14 protein-coding genes are annotated in these 14,118 nt (G+C 52.9%); 7 read left to right on the top strand and 7 right to left on the bottom strand.

Annotated features, from left to right (window positions below; genetic code table 11):
* Window positions 1–9 precede the first annotated feature (9 nt).
* Complete coding sequence (gene aceF / locus HUF19_RS09830) at window positions 10–1,689, top strand: dihydrolipoyllysine-residue acetyltransferase (RefSeq protein ID WP_260996488.1); 1,680 nt, start codon at window positions 10–12, stop codon at window positions 1,687–1,689.
* A 122-nt stretch (window positions 1,690–1,811) separates the two neighbouring features.
* Here aceF and HUF19_RS09825 read toward each other — a convergent pair whose 3' ends face one another.
* Together HUF19_RS09825 and HUF19_RS09820 are read right to left on the bottom strand one after the other, a co-directional pair.
* Window positions 1,812–2,681: a CPBP family intramembrane glutamic endopeptidase gene (locus tag HUF19_RS09825; protein WP_260996487.1), complete on the bottom strand. Its 870-nt coding sequence runs from the start codon at window positions 2,679–2,681 to the stop codon at window positions 1,812–1,814.
* A gap of 146 nt (window positions 2,682–2,827) precedes the next feature.
* Window positions 2,828–3,436, bottom strand: a complete 609-nt coding sequence (locus HUF19_RS09820; protein ID WP_260996486.1) for a MarC family protein — start codon at window positions 3,434–3,436, stop codon at window positions 2,828–2,830.
* A 177-nt stretch (window positions 3,437–3,613) separates the two neighbouring features.
* On the opposite strand from HUF19_RS09820, the gene rlmF reads away from it, so the two are divergent.
* Window positions 3,614–4,921 (top strand): 23S rRNA (adenine(1618)-N(6))-methyltransferase RlmF, encoded by a 1,308-nt coding sequence (rlmF, locus tag HUF19_RS18430; RefSeq protein WP_366516503.1) that lies wholly within the window; start codon window positions 3,614–3,616, stop codon window positions 4,919–4,921.
* 51 nt (window positions 4,922–4,972) lie between these two features.
* Here the strand turns inward: rlmF and HUF19_RS09810 are convergent, their stop codons facing one another.
* From HUF19_RS09810 to HUF19_RS09800, 3 genes are all read right to left on the bottom strand, one after another.
* Window positions 4,973–5,182, bottom strand: coding sequence for a tautomerase family protein (locus HUF19_RS09810; protein ID WP_145468326.1), 210 nt, complete (start codon window positions 5,180–5,182; stop codon window positions 4,973–4,975).
* Window positions 5,183–5,194: 12 nt separating this feature from the next.
* A complete protein-coding gene (locus HUF19_RS09805) occupies window positions 5,195–5,563 on the bottom strand; it encodes a nuclear transport factor 2 family protein (RefSeq protein ID WP_260996485.1) in 369 nt (122 codons plus the stop codon).
* Window positions 5,564–5,627: 64 nt separating this feature from the next.
* The gene (locus HUF19_RS09800) at window positions 5,628–6,251 is read right to left on the bottom strand and encodes a glutathione S-transferase family protein (protein WP_260996484.1); all 624 of its coding nucleotides are present in this window, start codon (window positions 6,249–6,251) and stop codon (window positions 5,628–5,630) included.
* A gap of 165 nt (window positions 6,252–6,416) precedes the next feature.
* Here HUF19_RS09800 and HUF19_RS09795 point away from each other — a divergent pair, with 165 nt between their 5' ends.
* A complete protein-coding gene (locus HUF19_RS09795) occupies window positions 6,417–7,310 on the top strand; it encodes a LysR family transcriptional regulator (RefSeq protein WP_260996483.1) in 894 nt (297 codons plus the stop codon).
* Between the two features lie 51 nt (window positions 7,311–7,361).
* Here HUF19_RS09795 and HUF19_RS09790 read toward each other — a convergent pair whose 3' ends face one another.
* Window positions 7,362–8,480, bottom strand: a complete 1,119-nt coding sequence (locus tag HUF19_RS09790) for a helix-turn-helix transcriptional regulator (protein WP_260996482.1) — start codon at window positions 8,478–8,480, stop codon at window positions 7,362–7,364.
* Between the two features lie 133 nt (window positions 8,481–8,613).
* Here HUF19_RS09790 and HUF19_RS09785 point away from each other — a divergent pair, with 133 nt between their 5' ends.
* Window positions 8,614–9,864: a hypothetical protein gene (locus HUF19_RS09785; protein WP_260996481.1), complete on the top strand. Its 1,251-nt coding sequence runs from the start codon at window positions 8,614–8,616 to the stop codon at window positions 9,862–9,864.
* A gap of 59 nt (window positions 9,865–9,923) precedes the next feature.
* Here the strand turns inward: HUF19_RS09785 and HUF19_RS09780 are convergent, their stop codons facing one another.
* Window positions 9,924–10,688, bottom strand: coding sequence for a GntR family transcriptional regulator (locus HUF19_RS09780; RefSeq protein WP_260996480.1), 765 nt, complete (start codon window positions 10,686–10,688; stop codon window positions 9,924–9,926).
* A gap of 276 nt (window positions 10,689–10,964) precedes the next feature.
* Between HUF19_RS09780 and HUF19_RS09775 the strand changes: the two genes are divergently transcribed.
* From HUF19_RS09775 to HUF19_RS09765, 3 genes are read left to right on the top strand one after another with little or no spacing between them, the layout of a single operon-like run.
* Window positions 10,965–11,831: a (Fe-S)-binding protein gene (locus tag HUF19_RS09775; RefSeq protein ID WP_260996479.1), complete on the top strand. Its 867-nt coding sequence runs from the start codon at window positions 10,965–10,967 to the stop codon at window positions 11,829–11,831.
* Window positions 11,828–13,417, top strand: a complete 1,590-nt coding sequence (locus HUF19_RS09770) for a LutB/LldF family L-lactate oxidation iron-sulfur protein (protein ID WP_260996478.1) — start codon at window positions 11,828–11,830, stop codon at window positions 13,415–13,417. Before HUF19_RS09775 ends, HUF19_RS09770 begins: the two co-directional genes overlap by 4 nt.
* A complete protein-coding gene (locus tag HUF19_RS09765; RefSeq protein WP_260996477.1) occupies window positions 13,414–14,118 on the top strand; it encodes a LutC/YkgG family protein in 705 nt (234 codons plus the stop codon). Before HUF19_RS09770 ends, HUF19_RS09765 begins: the two co-directional genes overlap by 4 nt.

Below are 14,118 nucleotides of genomic sequence, written 5' to 3'. Positions count from 1 at the left end.
GAGGCCATCATGAGTAAACTGACTGTGACTGTGCCCGATATCGGTGGTGCAGAGAATGTGGAAATTATTGAAATTAATGTCGCGGTGGGCGACAGCGTAAACGCCGATCAGGATTTACTGGTACTGGAAACCGATAAAGCAACGATGGAAATTCCGTGCCCGCAGGCCGGTAAAATTCTGGCGTTGCTGGTTAAGGTTGGCGATAAAGTCTCTGAAGGCTCGGCCATTCTGGAGCTGGAATCTTCAGATTCCACAGAGTCTGAGGATGCTGAGCAAAAAAGCGCAGAACCATTGGCTGCTGCGCAAGCGCCTGCTCAGGCGGCTCCGGTGGCAGAAATAAACGCCGGTTCAGCAACAGATAGTGTGGAAAGCCTGATCGATCTGGTGGTGCCTGATCTGGGCGGTGCCAGTGAAGTCACCGTGATTGAACTCTGTGCGCAGCCCGGCGATACCCTCAGTGCTGATGATTCGCTGATCGTGCTGGAAAGCGATAAAGCCAGCATGGATATTCCTGCACCACAGGGCGGCACCTTAAAAGAGTTGCTGATTAATATTGGCGACAAAGTAAAAGAAGGGCAGGTGTATGGCAGGCTGCTGACACAGGCGCAACCGGACTCTGCAGCGACAGCTCAGCAGGCATCGGCTCAGCCAGCGTTAAATAAAGCGGTGGAAAATGCACCAGCGCCAACAGCGGCTGCTGTTTCTGCGGTGCCTGTCGCTGCTACGCCTGTAGCTGCCGTGTCTGAAACGACAAGCAGTGCAGAAAAAACCGATATTCATAACGTCTACGCCGGCCCGTCTTCCCGTCGCCTGGCACGACAACTGGGTGTCGATTTAACCAAAGTGAAAGGCACGGGCGACCGCAGCCGTATTACCAAAGACGATATCCGCGACTACGTTAAAGCGCTGGTAAAACAGGCTGAAAGTGGCGTTGCTGCGGTGACTTCTGGCAGTGGTATTCCTGCGGTTCCGGCGGTTGATTTTGCACAGTTCGGTGAGATTGAACTGCAACCGATGAGCAAAATTAAAAAGGTCACGGCGGCGAATATGAGCCGTAACTGGCTGAATGTGCCGCACGTTACGCAGTTTGATGAAGCCGATATTACCGACCTGGATGCTTTCCGCGCCTCGATGAAAGCGGAAGCAGAAAAGCAGGGCGTTAAACTGACTCCGCTGCCGTTTTTAATTAAGGCAGCGGCCAGTGCCCTGACGCTGGAGCCCAGCTTTAATGTGTCGCTGCATCACGATGGCGAACATATGGTGCAGAAACACTATGTGCATATCGGAATTGCCTGCGATACACCGAACGGCCTGATGGTACCAGTGTTGCGTGATGCCGATAAAAAAGGCATTTACCAGATCGCCCGCGAAGCCAGCGAGCTGATTGAAAAGGCCCGTAACGGTAAGCTCAAACCTAACGAAATGCAGGGCGGCTGCTTTACCATTTCCAGTCTGGGGGCGATGGGCGGTACCGGTTTTACGCCGATTGTGAATGCACCGGAAGTGGCGATTATGGGCGTGTCTAAGGCGCAGATAAAACCACAGTGGAACGGCAAAGAATTTGTGCCGCGTAATATGCTGCCGCTGGCGGTCTCTTACGATCACCGGGCGATTAACGGTGCCGACTGTGGCCGCTTCTTCACCACGCTGGTGGCGTTGTTGTCGGATGTGCGTCGGCTGGTTTTATAACCAAGCGTGTTATCGCGGGCATGGCCCGTTCCTGCCCAAATCTGCTTCTTTTAAAAGACGCCGATTTTTCACAGGAGCGGGCCATGCCCGCGAATACCTGTAGCCTTAAAGATATATTCCTCTCAGCGCAGCCACTGCTCAGGCAGGCCTTTGGTCTGAATCATCGCGGCAAAATCCATGGCCAGTGCAATTGCCACATGCACGGCAACACCACCCCAGATTGAGCGTGACTTTAACGCCAGAATGCCAAGAAAAAAGCCGAATAAAATCGCGCCGGTCGACTCCAGCCACAGCTTTGGGAAATGCAGCATCAGATAGGGCAGGCACATCACCGCGACCGACAAACTGCCAAACTGTGGCCGCAGACCATTCACAATAAATCCGCGGAAGAAAAACTCCACGGCAATAAACTGGGTGATGTAAATACACTCCCAGAGCAACAGGTCAAGCCAGCTTTTATGGGCCAGATTATAAAAGGGGTAGTGGTTGGCGAAGTCGTCGCGGAAGCTGGCCATAATGGCAAAGAACACAATCGGTGTAGCCAGCAGGCAATAACCTAACCAGTGCTTATGCACCTCGCCCCATTGCCAGCCGTAATCCCGTACAGATTGCTTCAGCACGTATCGGATGGTGAGCATCGGGATAATAATAAAGGTCAGCAAATGCCAGAGACCCCACCAGACATAACCCAGTAATTCGCGGTACTGGCTGCGCTGATAGCTGATCAGCCACTGGTGGTTATCAATGGCAAACAGGTTTTCCAGTAGCGGGATTGCAGTACGCAGGTTGCTCGAGTATTTCAGGTAATGCAGCATCAGCAAGCAAACGCAGGCAACGGCAATCACAATCCAGGCGCGGTTTTTTAAGGTTGCCGGGCTGACATTCTGCCGCTCTTTTTCGGCCTGCTCATCAATAGCGCTGACGTGGGACCAGATCTGTTTCGGGTGCAGCCAGTACAACGGGTTATGCAGGGTTCTGGATTGAGACGACATAAACATCCTGTTTGTTAATTCAGAGCGCCCGGCGGCGCCTGGTCAATGCAGGTGTCGCCGGCACTTGGTTAATGCAGGTGCCGCTGGCACTTGGTTAATGCAGGAGTCGGCAGCATTTTATAAATGCCTATGCTGCCAGCGCCATGTTAAAGCAAAAAGTAGGTCTTGATGCCGGACAGAATATTATTCACCGCCACCGATGCCAGAATCAGCCCCATCACCCGGCTGATAATACTGGCGCCACCATCACCGATAAGCCGGTGAACCCGGCTGGCCAGCAGTAGCAGGACAAAAACCACCCCCAGAACCGACAGCATCACCAGCGTGGTCTGCGACTGTTCGAGCAGGCTGTAACGGTTGTTTTCGGTCATCAGTACCGCACCAAGCATGGCGCCGGGGCTGGCAATGGACGGCACTGCCAGCGGAAAAATAGCGGTTTCTTTACCGTCGCGGGCGATGCGTTTTTCTTCAGCCGGTTTGCCTTCGCCAAAGATCATGGTCAGGGCAAACAGAAACAGCACGATACCGCCGGCAATCTGAAACGCCGACAGCGGAATATTGATGGCGGTCAGAATGATTTCGCCGGCCACCACAAAAAACAGCAGGATCGCGCCGGAGAATAACGTCGCCTGCAGGGCAATTTTGCGCCGTGTCGCTTCGTTATGCAGAGCGGTGACCGCAATAAACACCGGAATGGTGCCGATAGGGTCGATCACAGCAAAAAAGAAGATAAAAGTGGCGATCAGTTCACTCATAAGGCTCCGGAACTGTATGGGCCTGGCTGCCGGAACGGTTCCGGTCGGAAGAGGCAGGCCGGTTGCTGATGTGGCGTCGTGGCCACAGAAAGTAGCAGGATAATGGAGTTTGCCGCTGAATGCAGCGCTCCGTGCTAATATGCACGGCTATCTGTTGTTATTTCTGTGATGATTCCTGTGACCAAACCTGTTGATTCTGCTGCATCTGACTCTGCGCCGAAAAAAGTATCCGGCGCTTCTCTTTATGGTTCTGGGTCTGCTAGCGGCAAAGCCCGCCCGGATGCATCCTCCGCTGATGGAACGGGCAAAGCCCGCCCGGATGCATCCTCCGCTGATGGAACGGGGAAAGCCCGTCCGGATACATCCTCTGCGCCCAGTCGTGAGCAGAGAAAAGCGCCTTATAAAGACCGTAATGCTGAATCCGGCGCGTCCGCTTCTGACAGATCCGGCAGTCGTAAGCCTTCTTCCGGCAAACCATCTTCCGGCAAGCCTTCCTCAGGAAAAGACGCCGCAGCTAAGGCGCCCTATGGTCAGAAGAGCAAAAAACCGCCCGCCCGCCGCGATGATGAAAAAACAACCTCAGCGCTCTATGGCGAAGTAAAGCCCGAGGGGCTGCATCCGCGTAATGTGCATCAGGGCCGTTACGATATGGCAGCGCTGGTGGTGGCAGTGCCGGAGCTTGAATATTTTCTGCAGGCGAATCCGCGCGGTGAACAGACCATCGACTTCAGCGATAACAATGCCGTTGTCTGTCTGAATAAAGCCTTGCTTAAACACCATTATGGCGTGCAGCAGTGGAGTATTCTGGCCGGGTTTTTATGCCCGCCGATTCCGGGGCGCGCCGATTATGTGCACTATCTGGCGGATCTGTTGACGGAGTCGGCTAAACCTTCCGTTAATGCAACACCACGGGTGCTGGATATCGGCACCGGTGCGAATCTGATCTATCCGATTATTGGCAGCAGCGTCTATGGCTGGCAATTCACCGCGACCGATGTGGATGCCACGGCGATCCGCAATGCCCATGCGATTATTTCCGCTAATCCGGCGCTGCAGAGTATTAATATTCTGATGCAGCGAAACAGTGAGAAATTATTTGGCGGTATGATCCGCCCAGATGATTATTTTGATTTAACCCTGTGCAATCCGCCGTTTTTTGCCTCGCAAAAAGAAGCCGAAGCGCAGGCACGACGCAAGTGGCGTAATTTAAAAGGTGATAAAGCCTCGGTAAAACGCAACTTTGGCGGACAGGGGAATGAACTCTGGTGCGAAGGTGGTGAGCTGGCGTTTATTAAGCGCATGATCCACGAAAGTGTGGAGTTTTCAGCTCAGGTTGGCTGGTTCAGCAGTCTGGTGTCAGCCCATGACCATCTTCCGGCACTGAAACAGCTGCTGCGTAAACTGGGCGCGACCGATATTAAAACCGTGCCGATGGCGCAGGGACAGAAGGTCAGCCGCTTTATTGCCTGGACGTTTCAGGCATAAATTCTGTGCTGCAACAGCGGCTGGTAAATAATCATTTACCAGCCGCTGCGTTTACTGTTGAGACTGTGCTTTTCTGATCTCCGTTACCTGATCAAAACCGATCCCCCAGTTATCCGTCGGGACTTCATCAATCACCACAAAGGTGACATGTGGTGGCTTATTCAGCACATCGGCCATCAGTTGTGTGGCACCGCGTATCAGTGCCTGTTTCTGTTCGTTGCTGACGTTCTCGTCGGTAATCCGGATATTAATGTAAGGCATAGTCATCTCCGTTCAGGCATCGGCGTACATTTTGTTAACGATGCGCCATTGATTGTTTTCTTTTAACAGTCCGAGAAAATCGATATAGGTGCGGCCCAGCAATGGACACAACACTTTGACGATGGCTTGCTCACCGAGCAGGTCAACCGCCAGAAGCCGGTAGCCGAAGGCGTCACCACGCTGTGCCGGCACTTCGCGCTGAGCGACCAGACTCAGCCAGTCTTCCAGATTGCGGCGTAAACCCGGCGCTTTGAGCACCGCATCGGCATGAAAAATATGCCGGAGTTTTTGCGTATCGCCCTGATGCAGGCCGTCGAAATAGTCCTGTACCAAAGCACAGACCTGATCGAAATCCTGAGTGGTTATTGCATCCGTATTCATCGTAGGTCTCCATCTTGCGCTTCTGTTATCCGCTTCTGTTATCCGCTTCTGTTATCCGCTTTTATCAGCGCAGAGCATCGGCTGCTTGTTGTTCGGCTTTTAATGCCTGCTTAAAGCTGTCCATTGCCAGTACGCGGTCGATCATGGCGCTGGTTTTTTCACCAATCTGAATATTGACCGGGAAGGCCGCGCCCCAGCGTGAATAGACGCTGAGCATAATGTCGGCGGCAGAAGGTTGTTCACCGCCCAGAAATGGTTGCTCCTGCAGCTGATTCTCCACCACTTGCCACAAGGCACTGATGGCGTTGGCGGCGTTGGCAAAAAATGCCTGGCGTGCGTCGGTATCGTGGATCGCTGAGCTGGCAAAAAATAAGCGGCTGTAGGCCGGGTGCATGGTGGCGTTGGCGAACATGATGTTGCGGATGGCCTGCAGGCGTGCGTTGGCATCGTTGTGCGGGAACATCGGGTTGGGGTGTTTTTCCAGCAGGTGGATCATGATGGCGGCACCTTCACGCAGAGTCTGGCCGTTATCCGGATCGTGCAGAACAGGGACGGTGCCGACCGGGTTGATGCGGCTGAAATCGCTGACCTGTTGTTTGTGAATCAGGCTCACTTCCTGGCCCAGTTCGCGCAGTACTACCTGGGTGGCGAGTGAGCAGGCGTCAGGCAGAAAATACAGTGTGTACATAGTCTTCTCCGGTGTATTCGGGATGTTGGTTTTGTCGGTCGCTTTGGGGCTGTGAGCTCTGTGCTTTACAGCCTTATGGGCAGATTAGGGGGTTGGCGTTGTTGGATATATAGCTACAATGCGAACCTGTTGTTTTCAAATTGGAAACAGTTTGACGGAGAAGGCATGAACAAACTTCGGGCAATACAGCTGTTTGTCAGGCTGGCAGAGCTTGGCAGCTTTACCCGGGTGGCGGAGCAGCTGAATACATCGAAATCGGTTATCAGTAAGGAAGTCAGCCGCCTGGAAGAGGATCTGGGAGTCCGGCTGTTGCACCGCACTACGCGCAATGTGCAGTTAACTCATGCCGGGGAAGGCTATCTGCAGCGGGCGCGGGAGATTCTGGCGCAGCTGGAGGCAGCCGACAGCTTTGTGCAGGATCTGCAGCAGGCGCCGCGTGGCCGGCTGAAAATCAATGCACCGATGGCGTTGGGGATTACTGAGTTGTCGCGCATGTTTGCCGATTTTATGCGTACCTATCCGGATATTGAGCTGGATATTCATCTGGGTGACGAAGATGTGGATCTGGTGGAACAGGGTTTTGATCTGGGCTTTCGTGCCTCCAGTCAGCCGCTGGATCTGGCCTATGTCGGCCGGCCACTGACACGCTTTGGCTATCACGTCTGTGCTGCGCCGCAGTACCTGCAGCAGCATGAACCGATTGTGTCGGTTGATGATCTGCGCAGCCATAACTGCTTTGAATACAGTTATTTCAAGGGTAAGAATGTCTGGCCGCTGGATGACGGTGTACGCATTGGCGGTACGCTAAGGGTCAACAGTGTGATCTTTATGCTGACGGCGATTAAATCCGGTCTGGGGCTTGGGCTGGTGCCTGAGTTTTTGTGCCGCGAGGCGCTTGCCAGCGGCGAGCTGGTTGAGGTTTTGCCAGCGGCGCGCAAGCCAGAACTGACGCTGTATGCGCTGTACCCGGCCAGACATTTTGTGCCGGCCAGGGTGCTGCAGTGTATCGACTTTCTGGAGCAATGGTTTGCCGGGCGCAGCCCGTACAATCGTCTTTAACCGGCAGCGTTGGCATCAGGGTAAGTATATTCCGCTGGCTGCCTGACCCAATCACAGGGGAATATTGCTCAGCAGGTTAATTAAGGAAACCTGATTGTTGCATCCCGTTTTCTGGTAAATATTGCTCAGCTGTTCGCGGATGGTATAGACCGACTTATTCCGTTGCGCGGCAATTTGTTTCGGCAGCAGACCAGTGGCCAGCAGGCCACAGGTTTCGGCTTCGGCCTGAGTCAGGTTAAACAATAACCGCAGCCGCTCTATTGGCAGGTTGCCATAAAAGTCTTTGTTGATGATGTATACCATAACACCAACAAATACCTGTCTGTTCTGATAGTTCTCGAATAACGAATGGAAGCCAAGCGCTCCGCCATCGGGTAATGGAATGCGCTCTGCCTGCTCCATTTCCATATCAACGCCATTGGCACGTTTGATGGTCTGCAATATGCCAAGGTTAAGTGATTTATCGTTGCTGCTGTCGGTGAGCTTCAGTGTGCGCTGTTCAAGCCGGAATATCTGATTGCTGCTGATGTACTCTGTCATTGCATGATTTTGTGCCCAGACCTCGCCATATTCGGTAAGTACCGCAGCAGGAAATCTGTAGGTATTAACCAGCGCCTTGGCACGTAATTCATGTTTATCCTGCTCTGCTTGCGACGCGGATGTGCGAACCGATTTCTCGATAAAGGGGATCAGGAGGTTCATCCGGCTGATTTCTTCATGCGTGAACGGGTCTTGCTCAGCCGTGCGGTTACAGGCCATATAACAGGTCCAGTCGCCTTCGGTATAGATTCGAGCGACCGCCCCTTCCTTGATTCCCTGAGGGATTGCCCAGTTTTTAAAGTAATCGTTTCCGTATACGTCAACGTCTTCCGGAAGCAGGTTGCTGGCGTAAAACTGTCCGGCCGGACGATCATTGACTGCTGCCATTAACCGGTCCTGATGGATGTAATGTTCTACATAAGCGGCCATGTACTCAGCACTGACGATTTCTCCGGCATCGACATGAAAACGCATGGCCTGTGTGCTGTTGTTAATAAGATACAGATGAAAGCTGCGGGTGTTGTAGTGAGACAGTACGGCTTGCATAAAACGTTGCCAGCCCTCCAGTGAGGTGTTGGCTTCCAGCAGATGGCCAAGAAGGAAGGCATCGCATTGGGCAGGCAGCTGCATAAGGGCTCCAGCATGTTCGGGTGAGGGATTTTTTCAGGAAGGCATCGTCATTTCAATGCTTTTCTACCCCTCATGTTAAGGGTATGTCATCACCTCGGGTGTTCATATTATGCGCTTTTTCCGGAGCGCATGTATGAAGCCAATAAGTGAAAGCACCAGCCTTAATAAAATCGTGATGATCACCGCGTTGAGTATCCTTGGGGGGTGCGCCGGTGACAGCTCTTCCTCATCAGGATCAGGCAAGCATGCTGAGACTGAAACTGAGGCTGCTACTGACAATAGTGATGCTTTTCCGGATTCTTCAGCGGAGCTGGAGATTTTACTGCAACCGGCAGACGGTGTGGATGAGGCAGTAATTTCTGCCAGATATGACTATCGTGGCTTATTGATTCATAAAGTGACCGAGGACGATGAAGATAAAGTTCAGGTCAGTTTTGAATACAACAGTAATAAATCAGTCACTAAAAAATCTGAGGATGTCGGAGCGGATGGCCTTATTGATAAGGTATCTGTTTACACCTATAGCAATGATGGAAATATCCTCAGTGAACTGGCCGACAATATTGCGGGTGGTACTCGCGTCCGTTACTCATACAGTTACGATGCAGCCGGTAACCGTACCCGTTTTATTCGTGATGATAACGATGACGGCAAAACGGATTATCAGGTTGACTACCACTTTAATTCTTCCAATTTACAAACACAGATACAGACTGACAGTAACGGTGATGGGCAGCCAGACCGCATTCAAAATTTTGTCTATAACGACGACCTGCTGAAGGTACGCGAAGAAACGGACAATAATGCCGATGGTATTGCAGACAGCATTGAATATTATCAATTTGATAACAATAAACGTCAGACTTATACCGCTTATGATGGTGATAACGACGGCAGGATGGAACGTGAGATGCATGTCGTATATGACGCCGACAGTGAGGAAACTTCCTTTGATAATAATGGCGATGGCATCATTGATCGTCGTGTGCGTAAAGAATATTTACCGCAAGAGACGATTCACCGTTTTGATAACAATATGGATGCTATCTATGACCAGGTTGATTACCGGACGTTTACATCCTCGGGTAAGCGTACTTATCTTGGCCGTGATACGAATGCGGATGGCATTATCGACAGGAGCAATCGCTGTGAATTTTATGGTCCCGGTGAAGCTGTTACCAAAATTACGGTGGATTTTAATGGTGATGGTGTCAGTGATCGTACCGAAGTGAGAAGTTTTTCGGATGATGCTCGTCTAACGGATATTCAGAAAAATGGTGCTGTTTTTTACCGTATTGATTATCTGGGTGAAAAGGGAGTATTTGGCTTTATCGACTCTCCTGTTACTGCTGAAATTACGAACGACAGCGATTGTCGCGGCTGATCAGCCTTAGATGAATATCCGGGCAGGTACTGATTTATCGGAACCTGCCCGGTCAATGTTCAGCGCATCAGGCCTATTCTGCGCAGGGAGCGCTTGGAGTGGCTTTCAAAGCGGCTGCTTTGCTGCAGGGTTTCTTCAACAAAGGCCAGATGATCATTCACCGCCTGTTGCGCGGCTTTCGGATCACGGCTTAATACTGCGTCTTTAATTGCGCTGTGCTGGCGCAGGATTTCATCGCGCCGGTCTTCTTTGGTGTACAGGTATTCCAGATTAGTGGCGATGGTCATCTTGAATAAGTTGAACAGGGCGCGCATGGAGTGCAGCAGTACCGCGTTATGTGATGCTTCGGCAATGGCAAGGTGAAAACGCCAGTCGAGCTCTGCCTCTTCTTTGTGGCCAATGCGCTGCACATGGCCGTCGAGCCATTCGTTATAGCGCCGTTCAATAATTTCCCGGTCGTTCTCTGTGGCGCGCAGGGCGGCGTAGTGGGCTGCCACTTCTTCCAGCGCATGGCGGAATTCCAGCAGGTCATAATTAAATTCGCTGTGGGTCTGAAATAACTGCATCAGCGGATCAACAAAGGACAGACCGATTTCGGCCGAGACAAAGGTGCCTCCGCCCTGTTTGCGGGTGACCAGACCTTTGGCTTCGAGCTTGTGCAGTGCTTCGCGCAGCGATGGCCGTGACACTTCAAACTGCTGTGCCAGTTCGCGCTCCGGTGGCATTTTCTGGCCGGGAGCAAGGCTGCCTTCCAGAATCATGGCCTCCAGCCGTTTGGCGATGATGTCGGAAATCTTGCTGGCACGGATCGGATCGTCACTCATGGGGTTCCTGCTGCGGCTTTTGTCTTGTTAAAAGGTAAAACCAATTCTATCTGAACGTTGCGTTACTTGTCAGGCCTTAAAATAGCGATTGGTCTGTTTTTTTATGCGACCAATGTCGATATTACAAAGCGCTATATAAGGCATAAAGGGTTTGACCCTGAAGGTAGGCGGCGGTAATTTATTGCAACAAATCAAGAATGGGTAATTGGTAATACCAATTTATAAAATTGATAATGCCCGTCAGCCCACCTCACAGCCGACAGCGGTGATAGCGCAATGACAGAACAGAACACAACAGCGGCCGCCAGCCGCCAGTCGCGGGTTTATCCGCCCAAACCAGAAGCGGTTTATTTGCTGGGCACCTGCCTGGTCGACAGTTTTTATCCTGAAGCCGGAATGGATGCGATCGCGTTGCTGCAGCATGCCGGTATCGAGGTGATATTTCCGCAAAGCCAGAGCTGTTGCGGTCAGCCGGCGTATAACTCCGGCTATGACGAGCAGGCGCGTGCTGTCGCCCGTACTCAGCTGCAGGCCTTTGCCGCCGACATTCCGGTGGTGGTGATGATGGGCTCCTGTGCCGGCATGGTGCACAAAGAATATCCGAAGCTGTTTGCCGGTCAGCCGGAAGAGGCCGCCGCCATTGCGCTGGCGGCACGCAGTTATGAGTTCAGTGAATTTATGGTGAACGTTCTGCAGCTGGAGCAACAGCTGGCGCAGGCAGAAGATCAGTCGCCGCTAACCGTGGCGCTGCATACCTCCTGTTCGGCACGTCGTGGCATGGGTGTGGCGGCGGAACATAAAGCGCTGGTGGAAAACCTGCCCGGTGTACAGGTCGTTGAGCCTGAACGGGTTGCTGAATGCTGCGGCTTCGGCGGCACCTTTGCGGTGAAGCAGGGTGATATTTCAGCGGCGATGGCGGCGGATAAAGCCAGTGCAATTGCCGCCACCGGTTGCCAGCGGCTGGTCAGTGGTGACTGTGGTTGTCTGATGAACATCAGTGGCACTCTTGATAGGCAGGAGAGGGCGTTGCCGGTTCAGCATCTGGCCTCGCTGCTGTATACGCGTCTTAACGGTGGCGATGGCTCGCAGGTCAGCCAACAACGCAGCCAGCAATACAATAAGAAAAGCGGAGAGAAAGCATGAGCCAGAAAATTGCCTCCGACAGCATGCATATCAATATCGAACAGTTGCAGCAGGAGCTGAACGTCGAGCAGCGCGAATTTAACGAGCTGCAGCAACGCCATTTTAAAGTACGCGCCAAAATGGCACTGGAAAACGAAGCCTTACGTAAAAGCTTTCGCGGTGCTTCCGATTTTTTAATGGGCAAACGCAAAGCCGTGTTTCCTGATGAAGGCGCGTTGTCTGCGTTACGTGACCGTGGCGAAGCTATTCGTCAGCACAGTCTGGCCAATTTGCCGGAGTTACTGGAGCGGCTGGAAAAAAATCTGACCGCCAACGGTGTTCAGGTGCACTGGGCCGAAACCGCTGATGAAGCCTGCACTATTATTCACGATATTTTAACGGCGAATAACGCCCGCACCGTGGTGAAAGGTAAATCCATGGTGACGGAAGAAATTGAACTCAATCATTTTCTTGAAGCACGGGGTATTGAGTGTCTGGAAAGTGATATGGGCGAATATCTGGTGCAGCTGGCCGGTGAAACACCATCGCATATTATTATGCCGGCCATCCATAAAAATAAGGCACAGATTGCCAGACTGATGCACGCCCGTGCGCAGACCAGCGATGGCTCGCAGGTGCCTTATACCGAAGACGTTGACGAATTAATCGGCAATGCCCGCGCTATTCTGCGCGATAAATTTATGCGCGCCGATGCCGGTATTTCCGGCGTTAATATGGCCGTGGCCAATACCGGCACGCTGTGTCTGGTGGAAAACGAAGGCAATGGCCGTATGACTACCACCATGCCGAAGCTGCACATTGCCGTCACCGGTATTGAAAAAGTGGTGGAAGATTTTTCCCATGTACCGGAATTACTGACACTGTTAACCCGCTCGGCAACCGGGCAAAAAATCAGTACCTATTTCAATATGATTTCCGGGCCGAAAAAAGCCGGTGAGCTGGATGGCCCTGAGCAGGTGCATCTGGTGCTGGTGGATAATGGCCGCTCGCGTATTTTCAGCCATCCGACGTTAAAACCGACACTGCAGTGTATCCGCTGTGGTGCCTGTATGAATCATTGTCCGGTCTATGCGCGGGTTGGCGGCCATGCTTACGGCTCGACGTATCCGGGGCCGATTGGTCAGGTGGTGACACCGCAGATTGCCGGATTAGAAAAACACGGCGATATGCTCAGCGCCTGCTCATTAAACGGCGCCTGTGGTGAGGCCTGCCCGGTACGTATTCCTTTGCCGGAGTTAATCCGTGAGTTGCGCGCCGAAGCTGTCAGTCCGCAATTTACCGATGCCACTGCGGTTCAGGAAGTGATGGGACGGGGTGCCAAACGCACGCTGGGTGAAAGTTTAATCTGGCGCGGCTGGGCGCTGACCCATCGTTTTGCGCCGCTGTACCGCATCATGACCACAGCGATGACCCGCGGTCGCGGCCTGTTCCGCAGTAAAGCCGCCGCGGCACTGCTATCCCCCTGGACCGACTCGCGCAGCACGCCACAACCGGCGCGCCGCAGCCTGCACGAATTAGCCAAAGCCCGGGGTGTGGCTGGCCAGTATCAGAACAACACTGCCGATAAACGCGGAGATAACGCATGAACAGTCGTGAGCGTATTTTACAGCGGCTGTATACCAGCCAGGCGTCTGCCCAAAACCCTGAGCAGACAAGCCAAACCACCGGCATTCAGTCGGAGCATGCCGCTGGCTGGACACAACTGGCGCAAAGCGAATGGCTGGCCAGCTTTAAACAGAATCTGCTGGATAACCATGCCGAAGTCATTGAAACCACAACGGCCAACTGGGCAGGAGAGCTGGCACAACAACTGACAGCGCGCGGTGTTAAACGCCTGCTCAGCGGTGAGCATGAGCAGGGCAGGGTATTGCTTAATGCGTTGGCACAGTTTGCCGAACAACAGACGGCTGAGCAGCCATCGGCAGCCATCGATGCGCAATTAGTGACAACGGCTTTAAGCAAAGAAGAGTTATTCCTCAGTATTGACGCAGGCTTCAGTGTGGCGTCGGCGGGTCTGGCGGAAACCGGTTCGCTGCTGGTCGAAACCGGCCCCCAGGAACCACGGGCGCTGTCGCTGGTGCCGCCGCTGAATATTATTCTGCTCAATGCCTCAGCCATTACCGCCAGCTTTTTAACCCTGGTGCAGGCACAGAAATTACCGGCGCATATGCCGACTAATGTGTTGCTGATTTCCGGGCCGAGCAAGACCGCCGATATTCAGCAGACCCTGGCCTATGGCGCTCATGGGCCAAAAGAACTGATTGTGCTGCTGTTAACGGATGCCTGA

It is taken from the genome of Thalassolituus hydrocarboniclasticus (genome assembly GCF_025345565.1).
GTDB classification, from domain to species: domain Bacteria; phylum Pseudomonadota; class Gammaproteobacteria; order Pseudomonadales; family Oceanobacteraceae; genus Venatoribacter; species Venatoribacter hydrocarboniclasticus.
This window is presented reverse-complemented; position numbering and strand designations above follow the sequence as displayed.

Coding starts and splice junctions, on each gene's coding strand:
- aceF (WP_260996488.1), top strand. CDS start 10: ATGAGTAAACTGACTGTGACTGTGCCCGATATCGGTGGTGCAGAGAAT.
- HUF19_RS09825 (WP_260996487.1), bottom strand. CDS start 2,681: ATGTCGTCTCAATCCAGAACCCTGCATAACCCGTTGTACTGGCTGCAC.
- HUF19_RS09820 (WP_260996486.1), bottom strand. CDS start 3,436: ATGAGTGAACTGATCGCCACTTTTATCTTCTTTTTTGCTGTGATCGAC.
- HUF19_RS09810 (WP_145468326.1), bottom strand. CDS start 5,182: ATGCCTTACATTAATATCCGGATTACCGACGAGAACGTCAGCAACGAA.
- HUF19_RS09805 (WP_260996485.1), bottom strand. CDS start 5,563: ATGAATACGGATGCAATAACCACTCAGGATTTCGATCAGGTCTGTGCT.
- HUF19_RS09800 (WP_260996484.1), bottom strand. CDS start 6,251: ATGTACACACTGTATTTTCTGCCTGACGCCTGCTCACTCGCCACCCAG.
- HUF19_RS09795 (WP_260996483.1), top strand. CDS start 6,417: ATGAACAAACTTCGGGCAATACAGCTGTTTGTCAGGCTGGCAGAGCTT.
- HUF19_RS09790 (WP_260996482.1), bottom strand. CDS start 8,480: ATGCAGCTGCCTGCCCAATGCGATGCCTTCCTTCTTGGCCATCTGCTG.
- HUF19_RS09785 (WP_260996481.1), top strand. CDS start 8,614: ATGAAGCCAATAAGTGAAAGCACCAGCCTTAATAAAATCGTGATGATC.
- HUF19_RS09780 (WP_260996480.1), bottom strand. CDS start 10,688: ATGAGTGACGATCCGATCCGTGCCAGCAAGATTTCCGACATCATCGCC.
- HUF19_RS09775 (WP_260996479.1), top strand. CDS start 10,965: ATGACAGAACAGAACACAACAGCGGCCGCCAGCCGCCAGTCGCGGGTT.
- HUF19_RS09770 (WP_260996478.1), top strand. CDS start 11,828: ATGAGCCAGAAAATTGCCTCCGACAGCATGCATATCAATATCGAACAG.
- HUF19_RS09765 (WP_260996477.1), top strand. CDS start 13,414: ATGAACAGTCGTGAGCGTATTTTACAGCGGCTGTATACCAGCCAGGCG.